The sequence below is a fragment of the Conexibacter sp. CPCC 206217 genome (genome assembly GCF_030646165.1).
In the GTDB taxonomy this organism is placed as follows: Bacteria; Actinomycetota; Thermoleophilia; order Solirubrobacterales; family Solirubrobacteraceae; genus Conexibacter.
On the sequence record NZ_JAUTDO010000001.1, the window covers coordinates 280,133 to 301,134 of the forward strand.

The window sequence follows — 21,002 nt, forward strand, 5'->3', positions numbered from 1 at the left end:
CTGGACATCTAGGTCGAGACTCTCATCACGATCGTGCGGCCCGGCGCGACGTGGACGCGCATGTAGCGCGACAGCTCCGCGTCGAGCGCGTCGTCGCCGGTGTCGACGCGCAGCGCCGGCGGATCGAGCCGCAGCAGCTTGTCGGCCGCGGCGATCACCTGGATCCGCTCGTGCCCCAGCCGCCGCAGCACGCGCGGGCTGAGCTGCTGGTTGCCGCGGCCGAACAGCGCGCCTTGGCCGCCGACGACGCCGCAGATCAGGGTCGCGGGGGCGTCGCTGGCGCGGGCGGCTGTGCTGGCGCCATCCCAACGCGTCGCCGCGCTCGGGCGGCTGCGACGGTCGTCATCGTCGTCCAGCAGGGCCAGCAGGCCGGCCTCGTCGAGGTCGCTCGCGACCAGCTCGCCGTGGCGGACCGCGTCGACGCCGAGCAGCGTGCCCTTCAGGCCGAGGTGGGAGAGCAGGCGCGCCGTCGTGCTGCCGGGGCCGACGAGCGTCAGGCGGCCCGGGTCGAGCGTGCGCGCGAGCTGGCGGCAGAGCGCGTCGACGGCGAGGTCGCCGGAGCTGCGCGGCGCGGCCTTCGCGGCGACCATCAGGGCGGGGGCGCGCGGCACGCGCACGCTGCCGTACAGGCGCGTCGAGATGCGGCCGGCGCGCGTCGCGTCCTCGTCCACGTCGGCGACCTCGCCGTCGCGCAGCGCGGCCGGGTCGGGGTCGCGCAGGTAGGCGGCGGCCGCGGCGCCGGCCGCCGCGGGCGTGGCGGCGAAGACGCCGGAGTGCATCTTCACGCCGGTCGGCACGCCGACCAGCGGCAGCGCGTCGCCGATCGCGTCGAGGATGTCGCGCGCGGTCCCGTCGCCGCCGGCGAACAGCACCAGGTCGACCCCGCGCTCGCGCATCTCGGAGACGGCGGCGCGGGTGTCGGCGGCGGTGGTGTCTCCCTCAGACGCATTGCTGGTCAGCGTCACATCCAACCCCGCCGCCGCGGCGATATCGCCGCCGAGCGCGCCCGGCGCGGCCAGGATCTCCAGCGGCGCTTCGCCGCCGGCCAACGTCGCCAGCGCCTGCGCGGCCCGCCGCGGGGCGACCGGTTCGGCCCCCCGCGCACGTGCCAGCGCCAGCGCCTCGGCGCCGTCGGTTCCCTTCAGCGCGACGCGTCCGCCCATGCCGGCGATCGGGTTCACGACGAACCCGAGGCGGCGGGGTGCGGAATGCGTCGTCATCGCTGCATCGTCTTCCTGCTCACGCGAGCGTGGCCGCCACCTCGTCGGCCGCTTCCCGCGCGACGCCGACGATCTCGTCGATCTCCGCGTCGGTCACGACGAACGGCGGCGAGAACGAGATCGAGTCGCTCTCGGGCAGCGCGCGCGTGATCACGCCGCGCTCCAGGCACGCTCTCGTGACGGCCGCGCCGACGCTTCCGAGCGGGTCGAATCTCGTCAACGGATCGCGCGCGGCGACGAACTCGACCGCGCCGACGAGGCCGATCCCGCGCACCTCGCCGACGATCGGATGGCCGGCGAACGCCTCGCGCAGTCTCGCCTGCAGGTGCGCGCCGCGCAGCCGGACCTGCTCCAGCAGGCCGTCGCGCTCGATCACGTCGAGGTTCGCCAGCGCCGCCGCGGCCGCGAGCGGATGCGACGTGTAGGTGTAGCCGTGGCTGAAGGTCGCCCCTCTGCTCTCGTCGGCGAGCACGCGCCAGACCTTCTCGGAGACGATGCAGGCCGACAGCGGCACGTACGCGGACGTGACGCCCTTGGCGATCGTCATCAGGTCCGGCTCGATGCCGAGCTGATCGCTGCCGAACCAGGTGCCGAGACGGCCGAACCCGCAGACGACCTCGTCGGCGATCAACAGCACGTCGTATTTGCGCAGAACAGCCTGGATCGCTGCGAAATACCCGGCCGGCGGGACGATCACACCGCCGGCTGCCTGCACCGGCTCGGCGATGAACGCCGCGACGGTGTCGGGGCCCTCCGCGATGATCAGCGCTTCCAGTTCCCGCGCGAGGCGGGCGCTGAAGTCGGCGTCGCTCTCGTTCGGCAGCGCCTCCCAGAGGCGGTGCGGCGCACGCGTGTGCACGACGCCGTCGATCGGCAGGTCGAACATCTTGTGCATGCCGGGCAGGCCGGTGAGGCTGGCCGAGGCGATCGAGACGCCGTGGTAGCCCCGCAGACGGGAGATGAACTTCTTCTTCTGCGGGCGCCCGAGCAGGTTGTTGTACATCCGCACGAGCTTCATCTGCGTGTCGTTGGCGTCTGAGCCGCTGTTGCCGTACAGCACCTTCGACATGTTGGCGGGGGCCTTCTCGAGGATCCGCGCCGCCAGCAGCGCCGGCGTGTCGGTCGCCATCGAGGAGAATGAGTGGTAGTAGGCGAGTCTGAGCGCCTGCTCGCGCAGCGCGTCGGCGATCTCGACGCTGCCGTAGCCGACGTTCACGCACCACAGACCCGCCATCGCGTCGAGGTAGGTGCGGCCGTGCTCGTCCGTCAGCGTCGTGCCTCTGCCGCTGACGATCATGCGTCTGGGGCCGGCTCTTTCGTGCTCCCCAGGCACGCTGAATGGGTGAAAGACGTGGCGGCGATCGAGGTCGGCCAGCGCGTCTTGTGAGGGTGTCGTCGTCATGTCCCTGCTCGGATTGCGGTCAAGTGCACGATATGCGAACCTTCGCAAAACCGATCGCTGCTGTCCACCCCCCCGTCGGGAGACCGCCCATGTCAACCGCTCTTCACCTCGATCTGAACGACCGCGCGCTGCTGCGCGACCAGCTCCTCATCGGAGGTGAATGGGTCGACGGCGCAGCTGGCGCACGCGACGACGTGACCGACCCCGCCACCGGAGGGCTCGTCGGCCAGGTCGCCGCCGGCACGCGCGCCGACGCCCGCCGCGCGATCGAGCTCGCCGACGCCGCGCAGCGCGACTGGGGCAGAACGCCCGCCAAGACGCGCTCGAGAATCCTGCGCGCCTGGCACGACCTGATCGTCGAGCACGTCGACGACCTCGCGATCCTGCTGACCGCCGAGCAGGGCAAGCCGCTCGCCGAGTCGCGCGGGGAGATCCTCTACGGCGCCACGTTCATCGAGTGGTACGCCGAGGAGGCCAAGCGCGCCTACGGCGAGGTGATCCCCTCTCCCGCCGACGGCCGCCGCCTGCTGACGCTGCGCAAGCCGATCGGCGTCGTCGCGGCGATCACGCCGTGGAACTTCCCGATGGCGATGATCGCGCGCAAGGCCGCGCCGGCGCTCGCCGCCGGCTGCACGATCGTGATCAAGCCCGCGCCGACGACGCCGCTGTCGGCGCTCGCGCTCGGCGAACTGGCGCAGCGCGCCGGCGTGCCCGCGGGCGTGCTGAGCATCGTCTGCGGGCCCGCGGAGGAGGTCGGCGGCGAGCTGGCCGAGTCGCCGCTGGTGCGCAAGATCACCTTCACCGGCTCGACCCCGGTCGGCAAGCTGCTGATGACGCAGGCCGCGCAGACGGTCAAGCGCGTGTCGCTGGAGCTGGGCGGCAACGCGCCGTTCATCGTCTTCGACGACGCCGATCTCGACGTCGCCGTCAGAGGCGCGATCGACTCGAAGTTCCGCAACGCGGGTCAGACGTGCGTCTGCGCCAACCGGATCCTCGTGCAGGACGGGATCCACGACGCGTTCGTCGAGCGCTTCGCGGCCGCGACCGCGGCGCTGCAGGTCGGCAACGGCTTCGACGACGGCGTCGAGCAGGGTCCGCTGATCGACGATCGCGCGCTGGCGAAGGTGCGCGACCACATCGAGGACGCCGTCACGCACGGTGCGTCGGTCGTCGTCGGCGGCGACGCGCACGAGCTGGGCGGGACGTTCTTCCAGCCGACCGTGCTGACCGGCGCGACGCCGGCGATGCGGATCGCGGTCGACGAGACCTTCGGCCCGGTCGCGCCGGTCTTCCGCTTCACGACGGAGGAGGAGGCGGTCGAGCTGGCGAACGCGACCGAGTCGGGCCTCGCGGCGTACTTCTGCACCCAGGACCTGGGTCGCGCCTGGCGCGTCGGCGAGGCGCTCGAGTTCGGCGTCGTCGGTGTGAACACCGGCCTGATCTCCTACGAGGGCGCCCCGTTCGGCGGCGTCAAGCAGTCGGGCCTCGGCCGCGAGGGTTCGCGCCACGGCCTCGACGACTTCCTCGAGATCTCCTACCTCTGCATCGACGGGCTCGGGGTCTGAGGAAGGCGCCGGACTGGGCCGTGCGGGTGGCGACGGTCCCGCTGACGCGGCGCGCGGGCGCTCGCCGAGGCGCCGGGCGGCCCGCACGGGTGGCGCGTGTGCGCGGGGCGCGGTGGCGTCGACGCGCCGAGAGCGCGAAGATGCGGCGCATGGCTGGCATCGCTGCGACCCCGCTCGGCCCCGAGGACCGCGCGATCCTCGCGCTGGAGAGCGCGACGGTCGCCGGGCACACGTGCAAGGTCGTGCGGCTCGGGGCGGGTGATGAGGGAGTCGGCGCGCCGAGCATCGACGCGCTGCGCACCCGCATCGCCGACCGGCTCGTCGACGCGCCGCTGCTGACCTGCATGCTCGGCAGCGAAGGCGGCGTCGTCGCATGGGTGCCCGATCCGGCGTTCGACGTCGCCAGACATGTGACGGAGGCGCCGGTCGACGGCCCGCTCGACCGCGGCGGCGTGCTCACCGTGGTCGCGTCGCTGTTCGCCCAGCACCTCCCGCGCGACCGCCCGCTCTGGAAGATGGACGCGATCCACCTCCCCGACGGCGGCGCCCTGCTCGTCTGGCGCATCCACCACGCCCTCGCCGACGGCACGGCGACGATGCGGTATGCGCGGATGTTGTTGTGGGACGGGGATGATGCGGCCGCGCCCACGCGCACGAGCGACACGCAGACCCGCGCCAGCGGCCCGCTCGCCACCGGCGCCGCCGCGCCGCACGCCGCCGCAGCGGCCACCGCCCACCGACGCGCCCGGCTCGCCGCCGAGCACGCCGCGGACGAGCGTCGGCGGCGCGGGCATCTCGCCGCGTTCCTGCGACGGGAGTACGCGCGCTCGCACGAGCGCTCGCCGTTCGACGGCACGATCGGTACGCGCCGCGAGATCGGCTTCGCCGCGATCTCCTTCGCCGCCCTGCACGACGCCGCCCGCACGCTCGACGGCGCGACCGTCAACGATGGCGTGCTGGCGGTCGTCACGGGGGCGCTGCGGCAGTGGCTCGTCGCGCGCCACGGCACGCTCGGGGACCTGCGCGTGCGCGTCCCGGTGAGCCTCCACCACGAGGGCGACGACGCCGCCAACCGCGACTCGTTCTTCTCGCTCGCGCTGCCGCTCGGGCTGTCCGACCCAGTCGAGCGTCTGCGCGCGATCCACGCGCAGACGAGCGTGCGCAAGGCCGACCACGATGCCGAGCGGCGCGAGCTGCTGCTGCACGAGATGGGTCACGTCTCGCCGCAACTGGCCGACCTCGCGACGCGTCTGGAGCGAAGCCCGCGACGGTTCGCGTTGAGCGTCTCCAACGTCGTCGGCCCGCGCGCGCCCGTGGAGCTGCTGTCAGCGCCGGTGCAGGCCCTGCACGGCCTCGCGGAGATCGGCGAACGCCACGCCCTGCGGATCGCGGTCACCTCGTTCGCCGACCGCCTCTGCTTCGGCCTGCTCGCCGATCCGTTGCTGGTTCCTGACGTTCAGACGATGGCCGCGGCGATCGAGGTCGAGGCCGAGCTGCTGAGGGCCGCAACGGCGTGAGCGGGCGCTGTCCGCCGCGTTCCTCTCTGACCTTGACGCCGTCGAGGAACCAGATGCGACGCCCGTCCGGGTAGCTCGCCGCCGGCCCGTCGGCGCGGTGACGCAGCCCGTTCTCGTACCACTTCTCAGTTCCGTTGACGTACACGCATGCGGGCGCGCCGACGCGATGACGTCTGCCGTCGCGGTACCACTTCTCCGAACCGTTGGCATGGATGACCGCAGGTCCGTCGTCGCGGTGCAGGCGCCCGTGCCTGAACCACTCCTCGCGGCCGCTGGGGAAGACCCGCGCAGGACCATCGTCCCGGTGCAGGCGTCCCTGTTCGTCGCGCCATTCGAGTGTCGCCATGGCGGTACAGGTACCCGCCCGCTCGCCACAGCGCTCGAGTCCTTCAGCGCGTCATGCGCCGCAGCCGACCGTCGCGCAGCTCGTAGACCGCGTCGAAGCCGTCGAGTCCGATCCGCTCGTGCGTGATCACGAGCACGCCGCGGTCGCTCGCGGCGGTCGCGAGGTCGGACAGGAACGCGCGCGCGGCCGGTGGGTCGAGCATCGCGGTCGGCTCGTCGAGCAGCAGCAGCCGGGCGGGAGAGACGAGGCAGCGAGCGAGCGCGATCCGCTGCCGCTGCCCGCCCGAGACCGCGAATCCCTCCTCGCCGACGAGCGTCGCGGCGCCGTCGGGCAGCGCGTCGAGCCAGCCCCCGAGCCCGCTCGCCCGCAGCGCCCGGTCGACCGCCTCGTCACTCGCCCCCGGCGCCCCGATCCGCACGTTGTTCGCGATCGAGGTCGCAAACAGATGCGCCTCCTGACCGGCGAGCCGCACGTGCGCGCGGACAGCGGCAGGATCGAGGGAGTCGAGCCGACCGGCCCCCAACGCGATCTCACCGACGTCCGGCCGCACGAGTCCCGCGAGCAGTTGGACGAGCACCGTCTTCCCCGCGCCGCTGGCCCCGATCACCGCGATGCGCTCCCCCGGCGCGAGTTCGAGGTCGATCCCGTCGAGCACCAGCGCCGCCCCCGGTCCGCCCGGCCGATGCGCGACACCACGCGCCCGAAGGACCGCGCCCACCGGAGCCGCATCCGTCCGCCCCGTCTCAGGGAGGAGCGACGATCTGCTGTCGCTGTACAGCAGTGATCCTTCGCTCCTCCCCCCGTCGGCCTGCTCGCCGACCGCCTCGTCCAACCGCCGCTGCGCCGCGGCGACGCTCACCGCGCGCGTTGCGGCTTCGGGGAGTGCGGCGATCGCTTCGAAGGCGCCGAGCGCGAGCAGCGCGAGCGCGCCGAGCCAGACGGGATCGAGGCTGCCGTCGCGCGCCGGACCGACCGCGACGAGCAAGGTGCCGATCAGGGCCGCGCCCGCGAGCAGCGTGCCGAGCCCCTGCGCCAACGCGGCGGCCGCGGCGTCGCGGCGCCCGATCCGCGTCAGCTCGGCCGACGCCCTGTCGATCCGCGCGAGCCGCTCACCGGCACGACCGGCGAGCGCCAGCTGCGGCGCCGCGTCGATCGCCTCGACCAGCTCGTCGACGAGCGCCGCCCGCGCGTCCCCCTGCCGCCGCAGCTCGCCGCGCGCGGCGAGGTACGCCAGTGCCGGGACGACCGTCCCGGCGATCAGCATCCCGCCACCGAGCACGAGCCCGGCGGCCGGCAGGATCACCGCCGCGAGCACGGTCGTCACGGCGGCCGCCGCGCCCGCGACCACCAGCGGCTGCCGTACCCGCACGTCGCGATGCTGCAGTTCGTCGACGTCGACGACGAAGCGGCTGAGCAGGTCGGCGGCGGGCAGCGCGGTCGCTCCTCGACGGTCTCTCCCCGGCTCCGCCACCAGCCGCCGGTACCAGCGCACACGCAGCTCGGCGAGTTGGCGGAACGCGAGGTCGTGGGCGGCGAGGCGCTCGCCGTAGCGGCCGAACGCGCGCACCAGCCCGAGGGCGCGGACGACGACGATCGCCGCCAGCAGCGCGAGCACCGGCGGCCGCTGCGCCGCTCGCGTCACGAGCCACCCCGACGCCGCCAACAGGACCGCGCCGGCGATCGCGGCGGCCGATCCGAGCACGACGACCCGCGTGCGCCGGCGAAGGTCCGCGGCGTCTGCCGTCGCGACGCTCATACGACCACCGCCGTGCGACCAACGTGGACGATCCGCCACCGACCGGCTGCCGCGCTCATACGGCAACCACCTCGCCGGCAGACGCGATCCGCCCGCCACGCAGCTCGACGACCGCGTCGCAAACCGACATCACCGCGGGGTCGTGCGTCGCGACGACCGCGGTGCGACCGGCGGCTGCCGCGCGGATGCCGGCGGCGGCGGTGGCCGCGCTGTCCGGGTCGAGGTGTGCGGTCGGCTCGTCGAGCAGCAGGATCGGCGCACGCGACAGCAGCGCTCCCGCCAACGCGAGGCGCTGCGCTTGACCGCCCGACAGTCCGCGGCCACCGGCGCCGACGGGGGTCGCGAGTCCCGACCCGAGCTGCTCGACCACCTCACTCGCCGCCGCGCGCCGCAGCGCGAGCGCGATCTCGTCCGAGACCGCGTGGGGGTGCTGGAGCGCGATCGTCCCGCGCAGGGCGCCGCGCAGCAGCGCCGGGCGCTGCGGGAGCCAGGCGATCTCGCGCCACCACTGCTCTGCGGGCATCGCGCGCAGGTCGCGCGTGCCGCATTCGACGCGGCCCTCGTCCGGATCCGCCAGTCGTGCGAGCAGCCGCAGCAGCGTCGACTTGCCCGCGCCGGATGCGCCGACCAGCGCGGTCAGCGTGCCGGGCGCGAACGTCACGTCGAGTCCGTCGAGCGCCGGCGCCCGACCCGCCCCGCCGGCCACCCGCACCCCGACGACGCGCAGCTCCGCCGCCGCGACGTCGAGCAGCGGCACGTCTTGGTCGCTGAGCAACCAAAAGGTGTCGGTGCTCCCGTCCACCCGCGCCGACGGCGCCTCCATGACCTCCAGCAGGGTCTGCGCCGCCTGGGCGCCGTCCTCCGCCGCGTGGTAGCGCTGGCCGGCGAGGCGGAGGGGGTTGTAGATCTCGGGGGCGAGCAGGAGGACGACCAGGCCGGCCTCGAAGCCGAGCGATCCGCTCGCCAGCTGGACGCCGACGACGGCCGCCGCGATCGCGGTGCCGACCATCGCGAGCAGCTCCAGCACCAGCGCCGACAGGAACGCGACCCGCAGCGCCGCGACCGACTCCGCGCGGTAGCGCTCGCCGATCTGCCCGAGGGTCGCCGCCTGTGCCTCCGCGCGGCCGTGGGCGCGCAGCGTCGGCAGCCCGCGCACGACGTCGAGGAAGTGCGCGCCGAGCACTCCGAGCGCGAGCCGCCGCTCGCCGATCCGCGCCGCGCTCTCGCGCCCGACGAGCACCATGAAGATCACCACCAGCGGCAGCGTCAACCCCAGCAGCACCCCGACGAGCGGGTCGTGCCAGAGGACGATCGCCACCAGCGCGGGCGGCACCGCGCCCGCCAGCGCCAGCTGCGGGACCGCCTTCGCGTAGTAGTCGGAGAGCGCGTCGACGCCGTGGACCGCCGCGGTCGCCAGCTCGCCGCGACGCGCCTCGTCGACCCGCGGCGTCTGCGCCGACAGCACGTGCGCCGCGACCCGGCGGCGCAGCTCCCCCATCGCCGCCGCGCCCGCCCGGCGACCGAGCCACTCCGTCGCAGCGGCCGTCGCCGCCCGCCCCGCGACCGCCGCCCCGAGCACGATCAACGCCCCGCGCAGCTCCCCGACCCCGCGCCCGCGAAACGCCGCCCCGTCGACGACGTGCGCGAGCGCCAGCGCCTGCACGACCAGCAACCCAGCGCTCACGACCCCCGCCGCGATCGCTCCGCCGAGCAGCAGCCGAGCACGCGGCGCGATCCCGAGCAACCGCCGATGGATCGCTCTCGCGTCGGCGCGACCGGAGCCACGACCGCGTCGGAGCCGAGCGAGCAGGCTCATGGCTCCTCGGCCCGTCGCCGGAACCCCGGCCCGCCGACCGGACCGCCCGACCCAGCGCCCGACCCCACCACCCGCCCAACCAGCTCCACCGGACTCGGCACCCTCTCCCCGACGTCCGCCCGCGTGATGCGGTGGCGGAAGAGCCAGTAGCTCCAGGCCTGCAATCCGATCAGCAGCGGAAGCAGGATCACGACCAGACCCGTCATCAGCGCGAGCGAGTAGCTGCCCGCTGCCGCATCTGACAGCAGCAGCGCGTGACCTCCGTCGGCGCCCGCGATCCCGGCCGGAAACAAGACCGCGAACCACGTCACGACGAGCAGCGCGATCGCGCTGCAGCCGGCCGCGAAGGCGACGCCCGGGCGCCGCCCGATCCCGGCGCCGCCGACGAGCGCGAGCGCACCGATGCAGCAGACCGCCGCGATCCACCCGACGACGCCGGGAGCGTCGAAGCCAAGCACCGTCCACCCCACCAATCCGCCCCCGACCGCAACCGCGAGCGGCCCCGCCACGCGCAGCTGCCGCGACGCCGCGTCCCGCACCGCTCCGTCGGTCCGCAGCGCCAGGAACGCCGCGCCCAAGGTGCGGCACAGCACGACCAGCGCCAGGCCGCCGAGCACCGAGTAGACGGAGAACACCGCGAACGGCCCGTCAAGCACCTGCGACGACGGAGCGCCGGCCCCGAGCACCAACCCATGCACCACCGCGCTCCACATCAGCCCCCAGCAGAACGGCGCCACCGTGCTCGCGACCGCCAGCATGCGCTCCCACCCGCGCCGCCACGCCTCCGACTCCCGCTTCCCCATCAGCTCGATCGACGCGTTGCGGGCGATCAGCGCCAGCAGCACGACCGCGAGCGGCAGGTAGAGGCCCGAGGACCAGGCCGCGTACCAGCCCGGGAAGGCGCCGAACATCGCGACGACGGCGACGACGACCCAGACCTCGTTCGCCGCCCACGTCGGGCCGATCGTGTGCAGCGCGACGCGGCGATCGGCGTGGTCGGCGCGGACGCGTCGCAGCAGCATTCCGACGCCGAAGTCGAACCCTTCCAACACCAGGTAGAGGACCCACAGGCCCACCACCAAGACGAACCAGATCGATTGCAGGACGGTCAGATCGGACATCGCTCGAAGCCCTCCTAGTACGTCAGTGCGAGGTCGGCGGAGGAGCGGCGACCGGGTGCGCCGGCGCCCGGGAGGTCGACGACCGAATGGGCGCCCTCCAGCCCCTCCCGCACCTCGTGCGCCGCGACTCGTCCGGCGAAGAAGAACGCGATCGCGTAGAAGGCGAGGTACGCGCCGAGCGACAGCGCCACCGCGACGACGCCGACGTTCGGCGAGTTCGCCACGTCGGTCCGCAGCAGGCCCTCGACGATCCACGGCTGGCGGCCGCCCTCGCGCAGGATCCAGCCGCCGGCCTGCGCCACGAACGGCAGCGTCGCGGCCAGCAGCAGCACGCGCAGGAACCGCCGCGAGTCGAACAGCGCGCCGCGCCACAGCAGCCAGACGCCGAACGCCAGCAGCCCGATCAGCGCGGTCCCGCTGCCGACCATCAGGCGGAAGCTCCAGTACATGAGGCCGACGACCGGCGTGTAGTCGCCCGGCCCGTATCTCTCCTCCGCGGCCGCCTGCAGCCTGTTGATCCCCTGCACCGTCGAGTCGAACGAGAACGTGTTCAGGAACGACAGCGCGACCGGCAGCTTGACGTCGAGGATCAGTCTGCCCGGGTCCGTCGAGACCCCGCCGAGGGCGAACAGCGACAGCCCGGCGGGCGACTCGGTGTCGTAGAGCGCCTCGGCCGCGGCCATCTTCATCGGCTGCTGCTGCGTCGCGAGCATCCCCTGGAAGTGGCCGAAGGTCGCGGCGCCGAGCGCCGCCACCAACCCGACCTTCACCCCCATCGCGACGACCGGCCGGAAGACCTCCGCGTCGCGTCCGCGCAGCAGTTGCAGCGCGGCGACGGCGAGCACGATCAGCGTGCCGGCGAGCAGCGCGCCGAACAGCACGTGCGCCGTTGTCAGCGCGATGTTGAGGTTGAACAGGACGGGCAGGACGTTGGTGAGCTGCGCATGGCCGTCGACCAGTCTGTAGCCGGTCGGATGCTGCATCCACGTGTTCGCGACGAGGATCGCGTAGGCGGACAGGACCGCGGCGCCCGCGACGATCCAGACGCACGCCAGGTGCAGCCGTCTCGGCAGCCGCCCCCAGCCGAACATCCAGAGCCCGAGGAAGACCGCCTCGACGAAGAACGCGCCCAGCCCCTCCAGCGCCAGCGGAGCACCGAAGACGTCGCCGACGTAGGCGGAGAAGCGCGACCAGTTCATCCCGAACTGGAACGTCTGCAGCAGCCCGGTCGCGACGCCGACGGCGAACGACAGCAGCATCAGCTTTCCGTAGAAGCGCGTCAGCCGCAGCCAGCGCTCGTCGCCCGTGCGCTGCCAGCGCGTCTGCATCACGGCGACGTGCAGCACGAGGCCGATCGAGATGCCGACGATGGCGAAGTGCAGCAGCGTGGTGAGGCCGAACTGCCAGCGGGCTAAGTCGAGACTGTTCACGAAGTGGCTCCTGTCGCAGGTGGCCGCCGCGTCGTGCGGAGGACCGGTGGTGCGGGCGATCAGGACCCAGCGACGGCGTCGTCGTGAACAGCGCGTCTTTCCCAACCCTAGCAATGGCGAGTCTTCGGCCGCGTAGGCTCCACCGCATGGACGCGAAGCCGCAGACCGCGCGCCGCGAGGCGATCCGCTCCGGGCTGCTGCTCGGCTGGCTGTCGGTCGCGGCGGTGCTGGTGGCGGTCGCGCTCGACGTCGGCGCGCGCCACCCGGCGCTGGTCGTGGCGCTCGCGCTGATGGGCGCCGCCGCGAACCTCGGGATGGCGCTGCTGCCGTGGACGCGGCTGCTGGTCAAGGGCGATCTCATACGCCTGGACCTGTGGGCCGGCGGGTTGCTGCTGTTCGTCGCCGCGCTGGTCCTCGTCGCGGGCGCCCAGGCGCGCTTCGACCTGCTGCTGTTCCTCGTGCTGCCGTTCATCGCGCTGACGCACGAGGGCCGCAGACTGACCGCCTGGCTGACCACCGCCGCAGTCGTCTTCGCCGCCGCGATGATCTTCGCCCCCGCCCCGCTGTCGACCGCCGAGGTCGCGTTCACCGCGCTGCTGTTCGCCGCCTCGGTCCTGTTGGCGCTGGCGCTCGCCCGGGCCACGCGCGCCAACGCGGCGGCGGCGGCGCGCGCCGCGGCGCAGGCCGAGCTCGAGCAGGCGCTGCTGGCCGAGTCCCACCACCGCATCAAGAACTCGCTGCAGACGGTGGCGGACCTGCTGCTGCTCGGCCGCCCCGGCGACGGCGCCGGCGCGGAGGCGTTCGACGCGACCGCCGCGCGGATCCGCTCGATCGCCGCCGTCCACCACCTGCTGGCGGGCGAGCGCGGCGGCACCGTCGCGACCGACCAACTGCTGCGCACCGTGGTGGAGGCGCTGGCCGCGCCGGGCGAGGAGGTCGTCGTCGTCTCCGACGAGCTGCGGCTCGCCTCCGCGCAGGCGCAGCAGCTCGGCGTGATCGCCAACGAGCTGATCGCGAACGCGCTGCGGCACGGCTCGCCGCCGGTGACGGTGGTGCTGGCGAACGGGCCCGGCGCGGCGCGGCTGGAGGTGCGGGATGCGGGAAGGTCCGCACCGAGTTCGATCGAACGGACGACGACGACCACGACCACCAGAAGCGGCCTCGGCCTGACGCTCGTGCGGCAGATCGCCGAGCGCGGGCTCGGCGGCGAGTTCGACCTCTCGACCCAACCCGACGGCTCCACCAGCGCCGTCCTGCGCTTCAATGTCGGCGATGCGGATTCTGATCGCTGAAGACGACCCGGTCATCGCGATCGGCCTGACCGCCCGCCTGAAGGCCCTCGGCCACGAGCCCCTGGGCCCGGCCGCCGACGGTCAGCAGGCGGTCGAGCTGGCCCGCGAGGACCCGCCGGACCTGTACCTGTTCGACGTCGACATGCCGCGACTGGACGGCCTCTCGGCCGCGCGCAAGCTGTCGGAGGAGGGTCTGCGACGGCCGATCGTGATCATCACCGGCGTCGACGACCCGGACCTGATCGAACGCTCCGTCGCGACCGGCGTCAGCGCCTACCTGACGAAGCCGATCGACGACCGCGCGCTGGAGGCCGGCATCCGCCTCGCCGCCAGCCGCCACGCCGAGTTCCGCGCGATGGAGGCGGAGGTCTCCAAGGCCCAGCAGGCGCTGGAGGACCGCAAGACGATCGAGCAGGCGAAGGGCCTGCTGATCGCCGCGACCGGCATCAGCGAGCCGGAGGCGTTCCGCCGCATCCAGCGCGCCGCGCGCGACCGCAACCTCAAGCTCGTCGAGGTCGCCCGCCGCATCGTCGAGCAGAGATCGCTGCTGGAGCAGCCGGGCGCCGGCGAAACAGTCTGAGCAGGCAAAAACAGTCCGCCCGCCGGCGTGGCTATCGTGCTCGGCCCTTGTGAGTCCGGTCCCGTCGACAGCTGCGCTCGGATCCCTTCCCCCCGCCCTCGGCGGGGCGGTCGACGAGGCCGTGGGCCGGCGCTCGCGCGCGCTGCTGTACGCCGCCCGGATCGGCCACATCGAGGACGCGCGCCAGCGCTCGCAGGACGAGCGGCTGCGCCCGTACCGCGCGCCGGAGCTGTGCCTGCACGCGATCGACGCGGTCGCCGTCCGCATGGACCTCGAATCGGGTGCGACGTGGGAGCAGGCGCGCGAGGAGGTCGCCGCCCAGGCCGCGCGCCAGCACCCGGCCGGCGACGACGCCGACCACCGCCACGTGGCCGAGTGGCTGCTGCGCCAGCTGACCGACGAGCACGACGCGGAGTGGCTGGACGCCGGGGCGGGCGCGAGCGGCGGGGCCTGGGCTGGCGCCGGCACAAACCGCGCCGCCGACGACGCGACGAGCGGCGGGGCCGGCCGCGCGAGCGGCGCCGCGGTGCGCCGCACCCACCGCGTCTTCCTGCTGTACGAGACCGAGCAGTCCGGCCTGCACCACCTGCGCGCCCGCGACCAGGCGATCAACGTGCTCGTCGATGCGCTCGACCTCGACATCGACTCCGCCCAGCACGCCGCCGAGGCGCGGCTGGAGCATCTCGTGCGACGCGGCCGCCACGACGACGCCTACCTCGCCGCGCGCGACAGCCGGATGCAGTCGATCCGCTTCATGGAGCAGGTCCGCGACGACCTGCGCGAGGCCGAGCGCGACCTGCGCAGCGAGCATTGGTCCTCCACGGTCTCCCCGCGCCTGAGCGCCGCGCTGGACCACATCGTCGACCGGATCCGCGTCGAGGAGCGCCTGAAGGGCTTGATCGACGCCGCCGGAGATCGCGCGCAGGACGAGGACTTCCGCTGGATCCCGCGGACGGTCGAGCTGCTCGACGAGTGCCTCGACCGCCACCAGTCGCTGCAGCAGGTGATCGCCGAGGCGCGCGACACCTTCCTGCTGGAGCAGCAGCGCCAGCACCTGCAGCCGCGCTCGCGCCGCGCCTACGCCCATCCCGTCAACGAGGTGCTGACGAACGTGCTCACGCGCCAGTGCAGCGCCGCCGACGAGCTGCTCGACGTGGTCGAGATCGCATTGGGCGCCCGCGCCCCGCGGCTGCTGAGCGAATGGGCCGGCGTCGACCTGCTGGCGGTCGAGCCGTCCGCCCCCGCCGAGCACGGCCGCGAGGTCTCCGAGCTGGAGCTGACGCCAGACCGCGAGCCGCTGCTGTTCAGCGCCGCGCAGGTCGAGGCCGCGGGCGCGCTGCTGGAGCGGGTCGGCGCCGAGCCGGTCTCCCTGTCTGCGCTGGCGGCGCAGGCTGACGACCCCGCCCAGGCGCACGCGCTCGCGCTGCTCGCGCTCGCCCACCGCTCGCCCGAGCTGGGCACGCTGCTGGGCCAGGGCATCAGGACCGCGGTGCTGGCCGTGCCGACCGGCGGCGCCGACGGACTGACATCGCCGGGGCTGATGCTGCAGCGGGTGATGTTGGCGGAGCCGGAGTTGGCGGAACCGGAACCGGTCGAAGCAGGACTGGTGGCCGCATGACCCCCGCCGACGACGCGCGCGCCGCCGGGCTGCTCGTGCGGATGTCGCTCAGCGCCCGCAGCGGGCCGTTGAGCGAGGACCATGCGGCGCTGGTCGGGCGCTATCTGGCCGAGCCCTCGCTGCGCGCGGCGACCGACGCGACGGTGGACGGGCTCGGGCTGCGGCTCGTGCACGCCTCCGCACAGGGCGGGCTGCTGCTGACGAGCGCCGGCGCCGACTCGCCGTTCCGGATGCGCCTCGCCGACTTCTTCCCGCGCCAGACGACCGGCGTGCAGAGACGGATGCTGCTGGCATGCGCGATGGTCGCGTCGTTCGTGACGTTCTTCCCCCGCCCCGAGGACCTCGAGGACACGAACGAGCGTCTGCGCCGGCGCGACGTGGACGACGTCGACCGGCTGGTGCGCGACGTCTGCGCCCGACTCGACGCCGAGGCCCGCGAGCGCGGCGAGGAGCTGGACCCGCCGATCGACGAGCCCGACCTGGCGCGCGCGTGGACCGTCTGGCGCCAGACCTCGAACTCGAAGAAGGGCGCCGACGGTCGCGAGCGCGAGGTCGGCACCCGCCAGGTCGTCGTGCGCTGCCTCGACCTGCTCGCCGAGCAGGGCCTGCTGCGCACGATCGTGAAGGGCGAGACCTACGCCTCGACGCGCCGCATGCAGGCGATGGCGCGCGAGCTGGTCGGCTCGCTCGCGTGGTCGCAGGTGGCCGAGGTGGCGGAGGAGGAGGCCGCTGGCGTGGTGGGCGTCGCGAGCGCGGCCGGCGCCGGCGCCGAGGAGTCGATCGCATGAACTGGCGCATGCGACGCGCCCGGCTGGAGGCGGCCGGGCCGGCCGACGCGCGCTACGACGACGTCACGCTGTCGTTCGTCGCCGACGGGCGTGCGGCGCCCAACGCGGTCGTGCTCTTGCGCAACGGCGGTGGCAAGTCGCTGCTGCTGTACCTCCTCTTCAAGGCCCTGCTGCCGCGCCGCACCGACGGCACGAAGACCGCCGAGCAGCAGCGCAACGCGCGGCCGGTGGTGCTCGCCGACGAGTGCGCGACGGTCGCGATCGAGTGGGAGAACCGCGACGACGACAGCCTGCTCGTCACCGGCCACAGCTTCGAGCGCGGCGAGGGCGAGGAGACGCGCTGGCTGTTCGAACCGCTCGACGGCGTCCTGACGCTCGACACGCTGCCGCTGCGCGACGGCGCCCGCCGCCGCACCCGCGCCGGCCTGATCAAGGCGCTGGAGACGGCCGGTCAGCAGCAGCCCGCACTGCAGTTCCGCACGGTCGCGGGCGTCAGAGGCTGGGAGGACGCGCTGCTGGAGACCGGGATCGACCCCGCGATCCTGCGCTACCAGGCGCGCCTCAACCGCAGCGAGGGCGGTGACGACGACGAGCTGCGCTTCAACAGCCCCGAGTCGTTCGCGCGCTTCGTGCTGCAGATGGTGCTGGAGGACGAGCCGCTCGCGAAGCTGCAGCAGCAGGTCCAGACGCATGCCGAGCAGCTGTCGCGGCGCGCGGCGCTCGCATCCGAGGCGGAGTTCTGCCGCGACGTCGCGGCGCTGCTGCGCGACTTGGCCGACGCCCACCGCCGCGGCGAGGAGAGCGCGGCTGAGCGCGAGCGCGCGCAGGCGACGCAGCAGCAGCTCGCCGGCGTGCTCGACGCCGCGATCGCCGCCGGTGCCGCGCGTCGCGCGACGCTGACCGAGCAGCGCGAGCCGCTGGAGCAGCACCGCCGCCAACTCGACGCAACCGAGCGCGACCTCGACGGCGAGACGAAGCTCGTGCGCGCCCGCACCGCGCGACTGCTGTCCGACGCCGCCGAGCAGTCCGTCCGCAGAGCCGCCGACGCCGCCCGCGCCGCCGACGCCGAGCACGGCGCCTGGCAGCTGGTCGAGACGCTCGTGGCGCTGTCGGAGAGCGAGGGCGAGCTGGCCGGTCTCTCCGAGCGCGTCGAGAAGCAGGAGCGCGGCGTCGCCGACGCGCGCGCGGAGCGGCGCGAGGCCGCGCTCGCGCTGGCCGGCGCGCTGCTGCACGCCGCTGCGCGGCTGGAGGACGAGGGCGAGCAGCTGCGCGAGCAGCTGACGCAGGCCGACGGCGCGCAGGACGAGCTGCGGCGTGAGATCGAGTCGCTCGGGCGCCGCAGCGGCGAGCTGAAGCAGCGCCGCGGCACGCTGGAGGCGCAGCTCGACGGCTTCGAGCGCGCGACCGAGCGCCTGCGCGCCGACGAGCTGCTGCGCGACGGCGAGCGCCCGTCCGCGGCGAGCGAGCGCTTCGAGGCCGAGCGCGAGGACCTGATCGGCCAGCGCCACGACCTCGCCGAGCGCATCCGCGACCTGACCGAGCGCCGCGCCCAGACCGAGCAGCGCCGCGACGAGGCGCGCACAGCCGCAACCGAGCATGCGGCGGGGGCGCGCGAGCTGGAGCGGCGGCGGGACGCGGCGGTGGCGCGCATGAAGGACGAGATGGACCCTTCCCTGCACGACGCCCTCGACGTCGCCGCCACCTGGCAGCCGCTCGACGAGCCCGGCGGGGCGGAGCGGGCGATCGAGCGGGCGCGTGCTGCCGCCGACGGACGCCGCGCGACCGTCGCGAACGAGATCGACGCGCGCGCCGCCGACGAGCGTGCGCTGGAGCGCGACGGTCTGCTCGCGGTCGAGTCCGACGTCGAGCGGTTCTGCGACGAGCTGGAGGCGATCGGGATGCAGGCGCTGCCCGCCCTGCGCCATCTCGCCGAGACCGTCAGAGCCGACCAGCTGACCGACGTGATCGCCGCCCACCCGGGCATCGCCGCCGGCATCGTCCTGCTCGACGGCGACCCGCACGACGCCGTCGTCGAACTGACCGCGGCCCGCGTCCGCCTGCCGCGCCGGCCAGTGATCCTGGCGGCGGCAGACGACTTGGCAGCGAGCGCGAGAAGGTCTGCCGCCTCCCCCGCCGTCATCCTCCCGGCCGCCGGCGCCTACGACCCCGAGGCCGGACAGGCGGAGCTGGAGCAGATCTCAGCCGCGGTCGAGCAGCTCAGAGCGCAGCGCGAGGAGTATGGACGGCTGTCCGCGCAGCTCGGGCGGCTCGGTGCGGTCGTCGCCGGCGAGGCCGAGCAGCTGCGCGCGCTGCTGCCGCCCGCCGGGCGCAACGACCGCCGCGTGCTCGGCGCCGTCGCGCGCGAGCTGGCGCGGCGCGAGGAGCAGGCCGAGGCCGCGGCCACGCGCGCCGACGAGCAGGAGCGGATCCATCGCGAGGCGAGCGAGCGGCTCGCCGAGCTGGAGACCCGCCAGCGCGAGGTCGAGCGCGCCGAGCAGCGCTGCGAACGGGCGCTGGAGCGGCTCGCGACGCTCGACGACGTCGACGTCGGAGCGCTGCGCGCCGAGTTCGAGCGCCTCGCCGAGCGCAGCGAGCAGCTGACCGCCGAGGCCGAGGCGACCCGCCGCAGACGCGACGAGCTGATCCGCGACGCGAAGGGTCTCGAAGACCGCCTCGCGACGCTGCTCGGCGAGGCGGCGGGCCTGCGCCGTCGCGCCGCCGAACTGCCGCTCGACGGCGTCGCGGCGGTCGCCGCCGAAGGCTCGCTGTCAGCACTCAGCGAACGGCTGCTGGTCGCCGAGCAGCTGCTGGAATCGCGCATCTCCGACGGCGAGCTGCGCGCCCGCATGGCCGGCGCCGAGGCGCGCGCCGCGCGGCTGCGCTCGGACCTCGAACGGGCCGGCGCGCCCGTCGTCGCCCGCGCCCGCGAGCTGGCCGACTCGCCCGCCGGAATCGACCCGCACACGCTTCGGCGCGGCCAGCGCGAGGCGAAGGAGGTCTACGAGCGGGCGCTGCGCGACCAGGGCGAGGCCGCGACCGTCGAGGGCCAGGCGGCCGAGCGGCTGTTCGCCGCCAACGAGGCGCTCACCCCCGCCGACCGCACGCGCGAGCCGCGCGTGCTGAAGACGCTCCAGCCCGAGGACGCCGCGCACGGCGCGATCCTGCTCGGCGAGCTGAACGAGCTGCGCGCCGCGCGCGAGCAGGAGATCGCCGACAATCGCGCCAAGCTCGCCGACAGCGACGAGCGCCTCACGACCGAGCAGGAGCTGCTGGGCGAGCTGCGCAGCGGGCGCGAGCGGCTCGACGTGGGCGCGATCGGGCGCCCGTCGACGGCTGCCGCCCGCGGTAGGGAGACGTCCTCGCCGGCCCCCCGCCCCCACATCGGCGAGCTGCCTGCCTGGGTCCGGCGCCGCGACCGCATCCACGAGCAGGTGACCGAGGCCGTGCGGGCGGTCGAGACGGCGACGCGCGAGCATGCGGCCGCGCGCCAGCTCGTGCAGGAGCGGCTGCGGGCGATCGCCGACGCGGTCGCCGCGTCCGACGAGCGGATCCCGAGAGGCATCACCGCCCCGCTGCGCGCCGGTGAGGCGCTCGCGCCCGACGCCGGCCGCCTCGAAGGCGAGCTGCGCACGCGCGCCGGTGAGCTGGATCGCACGATCACCGAACTGGAGCGCCACCGCCAGGCGATCGTGGCGCAGCTGCTCGCGGTCGGCGCGGAGGGCGTGCGCAAGCTCGACAAGGTCGCCGCGGCCACGACGCTGCCGCGCGAGGCCGCGCTCGGCGCCTGGTCGGGCAAGCAGTTCGCGCGCGTGCGCCACCGCGCGCTGACCGACGACGCCGCGCGCGAGTCGGCGCTCGGGCGGATCCTCGACGAGTCGGTCGCGCACAATGCGAAGCGGCGCGGGCTCGACCTCGCCTTCGGCGCGACGATGGCGCTGCTGCAGGACGGCCTCGAGGTGACGGTCCTCAAGCCCCACCCCCAGCCCGACGACCGATATCACCCGATCGAGGTCGTCGGCCCTGAGTTCAGCGGCGGCGAGGAGCTGACGATCAAGCTCGTGCTGTTCTGCGCCGTCTCGGCCGTCCGCACGGCCGAGCGCGCCGGCCGCACCCGCGGGATCCGCCGCGCCGGCCCGCTGCTGATCGACAACCCGATCGGCACCGCCAGCCGCGAGTCGCTCGTCGACCTGCAGCTGCGCCTGGCGCGCCATCTCGACGCCCAGTTCATCCCCTTCACCGGGCTGGAGGGCGAGCTGAACGTGACCGGCCGCTTCGCGACCGCCGTCGCGCTGACCAACGACAAGGACCTGCTCGGCGGCATGCGCTACGTCAAGCTCGCCGACGGCGCGACCGCCCCGCCGCTCCCCCCGCGCCCCGCCGACACCCCGCCCGGCTCGGCGCTCGTCACGGCGGTCAGCTACACGCCGCCCCTCGACGTCGCCGCCCTGGCCGACGCCGCCCGCGAGAGCTAGCGCCGCCGGCGAGCTGCCCGAGGACCGAAGGATTGCTACCGCTGAGCGGTAGCAATCCTTCGGTCCTCGCCCGCGTCGC

General features: G+C 74.3%; 13 protein-coding genes. 7 read left to right on the forward strand and 6 right to left on the reverse strand.

Annotated features, from left to right (window positions below; translation table 11 throughout):
- Positions 1-8: 8 nt before the first annotated feature.
- Entirely contained in the window at positions 9-1,220 is a 1,212-nt protein-coding gene (locus Q7L65_RS01350) for an ATP-NAD kinase family protein (protein ID WP_304718413.1), read from the reverse strand.
- 19 nt (positions 1,221-1,239) lie between these two features.
- Positions 1,240-2,622, reverse strand: coding sequence for an aminotransferase (locus Q7L65_RS01355; RefSeq protein WP_304718414.1), 1,383 nt, complete (start codon positions 2,620-2,622; stop codon positions 1,240-1,242).
- 89 nt (positions 2,623-2,711) lie between these two features.
- Here Q7L65_RS01355 and Q7L65_RS01360 point away from each other — a divergent pair, with 89 nt between their 5' ends.
- Positions 2,712-4,187, forward strand: coding sequence for an NAD-dependent succinate-semialdehyde dehydrogenase (locus tag Q7L65_RS01360; RefSeq protein WP_304718415.1), 1,476 nt, complete (start codon positions 2,712-2,714; stop codon positions 4,185-4,187).
- A gap of 149 nt (positions 4,188-4,336) precedes the next feature.
- Entirely contained in the window at positions 4,337-5,704 is a 1,368-nt protein-coding gene (locus Q7L65_RS01365) for a wax ester/triacylglycerol synthase domain-containing protein (RefSeq protein ID WP_304718416.1), read from the forward strand.
- 389 nt (positions 5,705-6,093) lie between these two features.
- On the opposite strand, the gene cydC is transcribed toward Q7L65_RS01365, so the two are convergent.
- Genes cydC through Q7L65_RS01385 form a run of 4 tightly spaced genes read right to left on the reverse strand, consistent with a single transcriptional unit; the run spans position 6,094 to position 12,173 of the window.
- Positions 6,094-7,806, reverse strand: a complete 1,713-nt coding sequence (gene cydC, locus Q7L65_RS01370; protein ID WP_304718417.1) for a thiol reductant ABC exporter subunit CydC — start codon at positions 7,804-7,806, stop codon at positions 6,094-6,096.
- A 55-nt stretch (positions 7,807-7,861) separates the two neighbouring features.
- Positions 7,862-9,622, reverse strand: a complete 1,761-nt coding sequence (cydD, locus tag Q7L65_RS01375) for a thiol reductant ABC exporter subunit CydD (RefSeq protein WP_304718418.1) — start codon at positions 9,620-9,622, stop codon at positions 7,862-7,864.
- Positions 9,619-10,743, reverse strand: coding sequence for a cytochrome d ubiquinol oxidase subunit II (cydB, locus tag Q7L65_RS01380; RefSeq protein WP_304718419.1), 1,125 nt, complete (start codon positions 10,741-10,743; stop codon positions 9,619-9,621). The genes cydD and cydB overlap by 4 nt, the downstream gene beginning before the upstream one ends.
- 14 nt (positions 10,744-10,757) lie before the next feature.
- Complete coding sequence (locus Q7L65_RS01385; protein ID WP_304718420.1) at positions 10,758-12,173, reverse strand: cytochrome ubiquinol oxidase subunit I; 1,416 nt, start codon at positions 12,171-12,173, stop codon at positions 10,758-10,760.
- 146 nt (positions 12,174-12,319) lie between these two features.
- On the opposite strand from Q7L65_RS01385, the gene Q7L65_RS01390 reads away from it, so the two are divergent.
- The 5 genes from Q7L65_RS01390 (at position 12,320) to Q7L65_RS01410 (ending at position 20,923) form a co-directional block, all read left to right on the forward strand.
- The gene (locus tag Q7L65_RS01390; protein WP_304718421.1) at positions 12,320-13,465 is read left to right on the forward strand and encodes a sensor histidine kinase; all 1,146 of its coding nucleotides are present in this window, start codon (positions 12,320-12,322) and stop codon (positions 13,463-13,465) included.
- The gene (locus Q7L65_RS01395; RefSeq protein ID WP_304718422.1) at positions 13,446-14,045 is read left to right on the forward strand and encodes an ANTAR domain-containing response regulator; all 600 of its coding nucleotides are present in this window, start codon (positions 13,446-13,448) and stop codon (positions 14,043-14,045) included. Before Q7L65_RS01390 ends, Q7L65_RS01395 begins: the two co-directional genes overlap by 20 nt.
- Positions 14,046-14,166: 121 nt before the next feature.
- Entirely contained in the window at positions 14,167-15,663 is a 1,497-nt protein-coding gene (locus tag Q7L65_RS01400) for a hypothetical protein (protein WP_304718423.1), read from the forward strand.
- Entirely contained in the window at positions 15,660-16,451 is a 792-nt protein-coding gene (locus Q7L65_RS01405; protein ID WP_304718424.1) for a hypothetical protein, read from the forward strand. Before Q7L65_RS01400 ends, Q7L65_RS01405 begins: the two co-directional genes overlap by 4 nt.
- Complete coding sequence (locus tag Q7L65_RS01410; RefSeq protein ID WP_304718425.1) at positions 16,448-20,923, forward strand: hypothetical protein; 4,476 nt, start codon at positions 16,448-16,450, stop codon at positions 20,921-20,923. The genes Q7L65_RS01405 and Q7L65_RS01410 overlap by 4 nt, the downstream gene beginning before the upstream one ends.
- Positions 20,924-21,002: the final 79 nt, after the last annotated feature.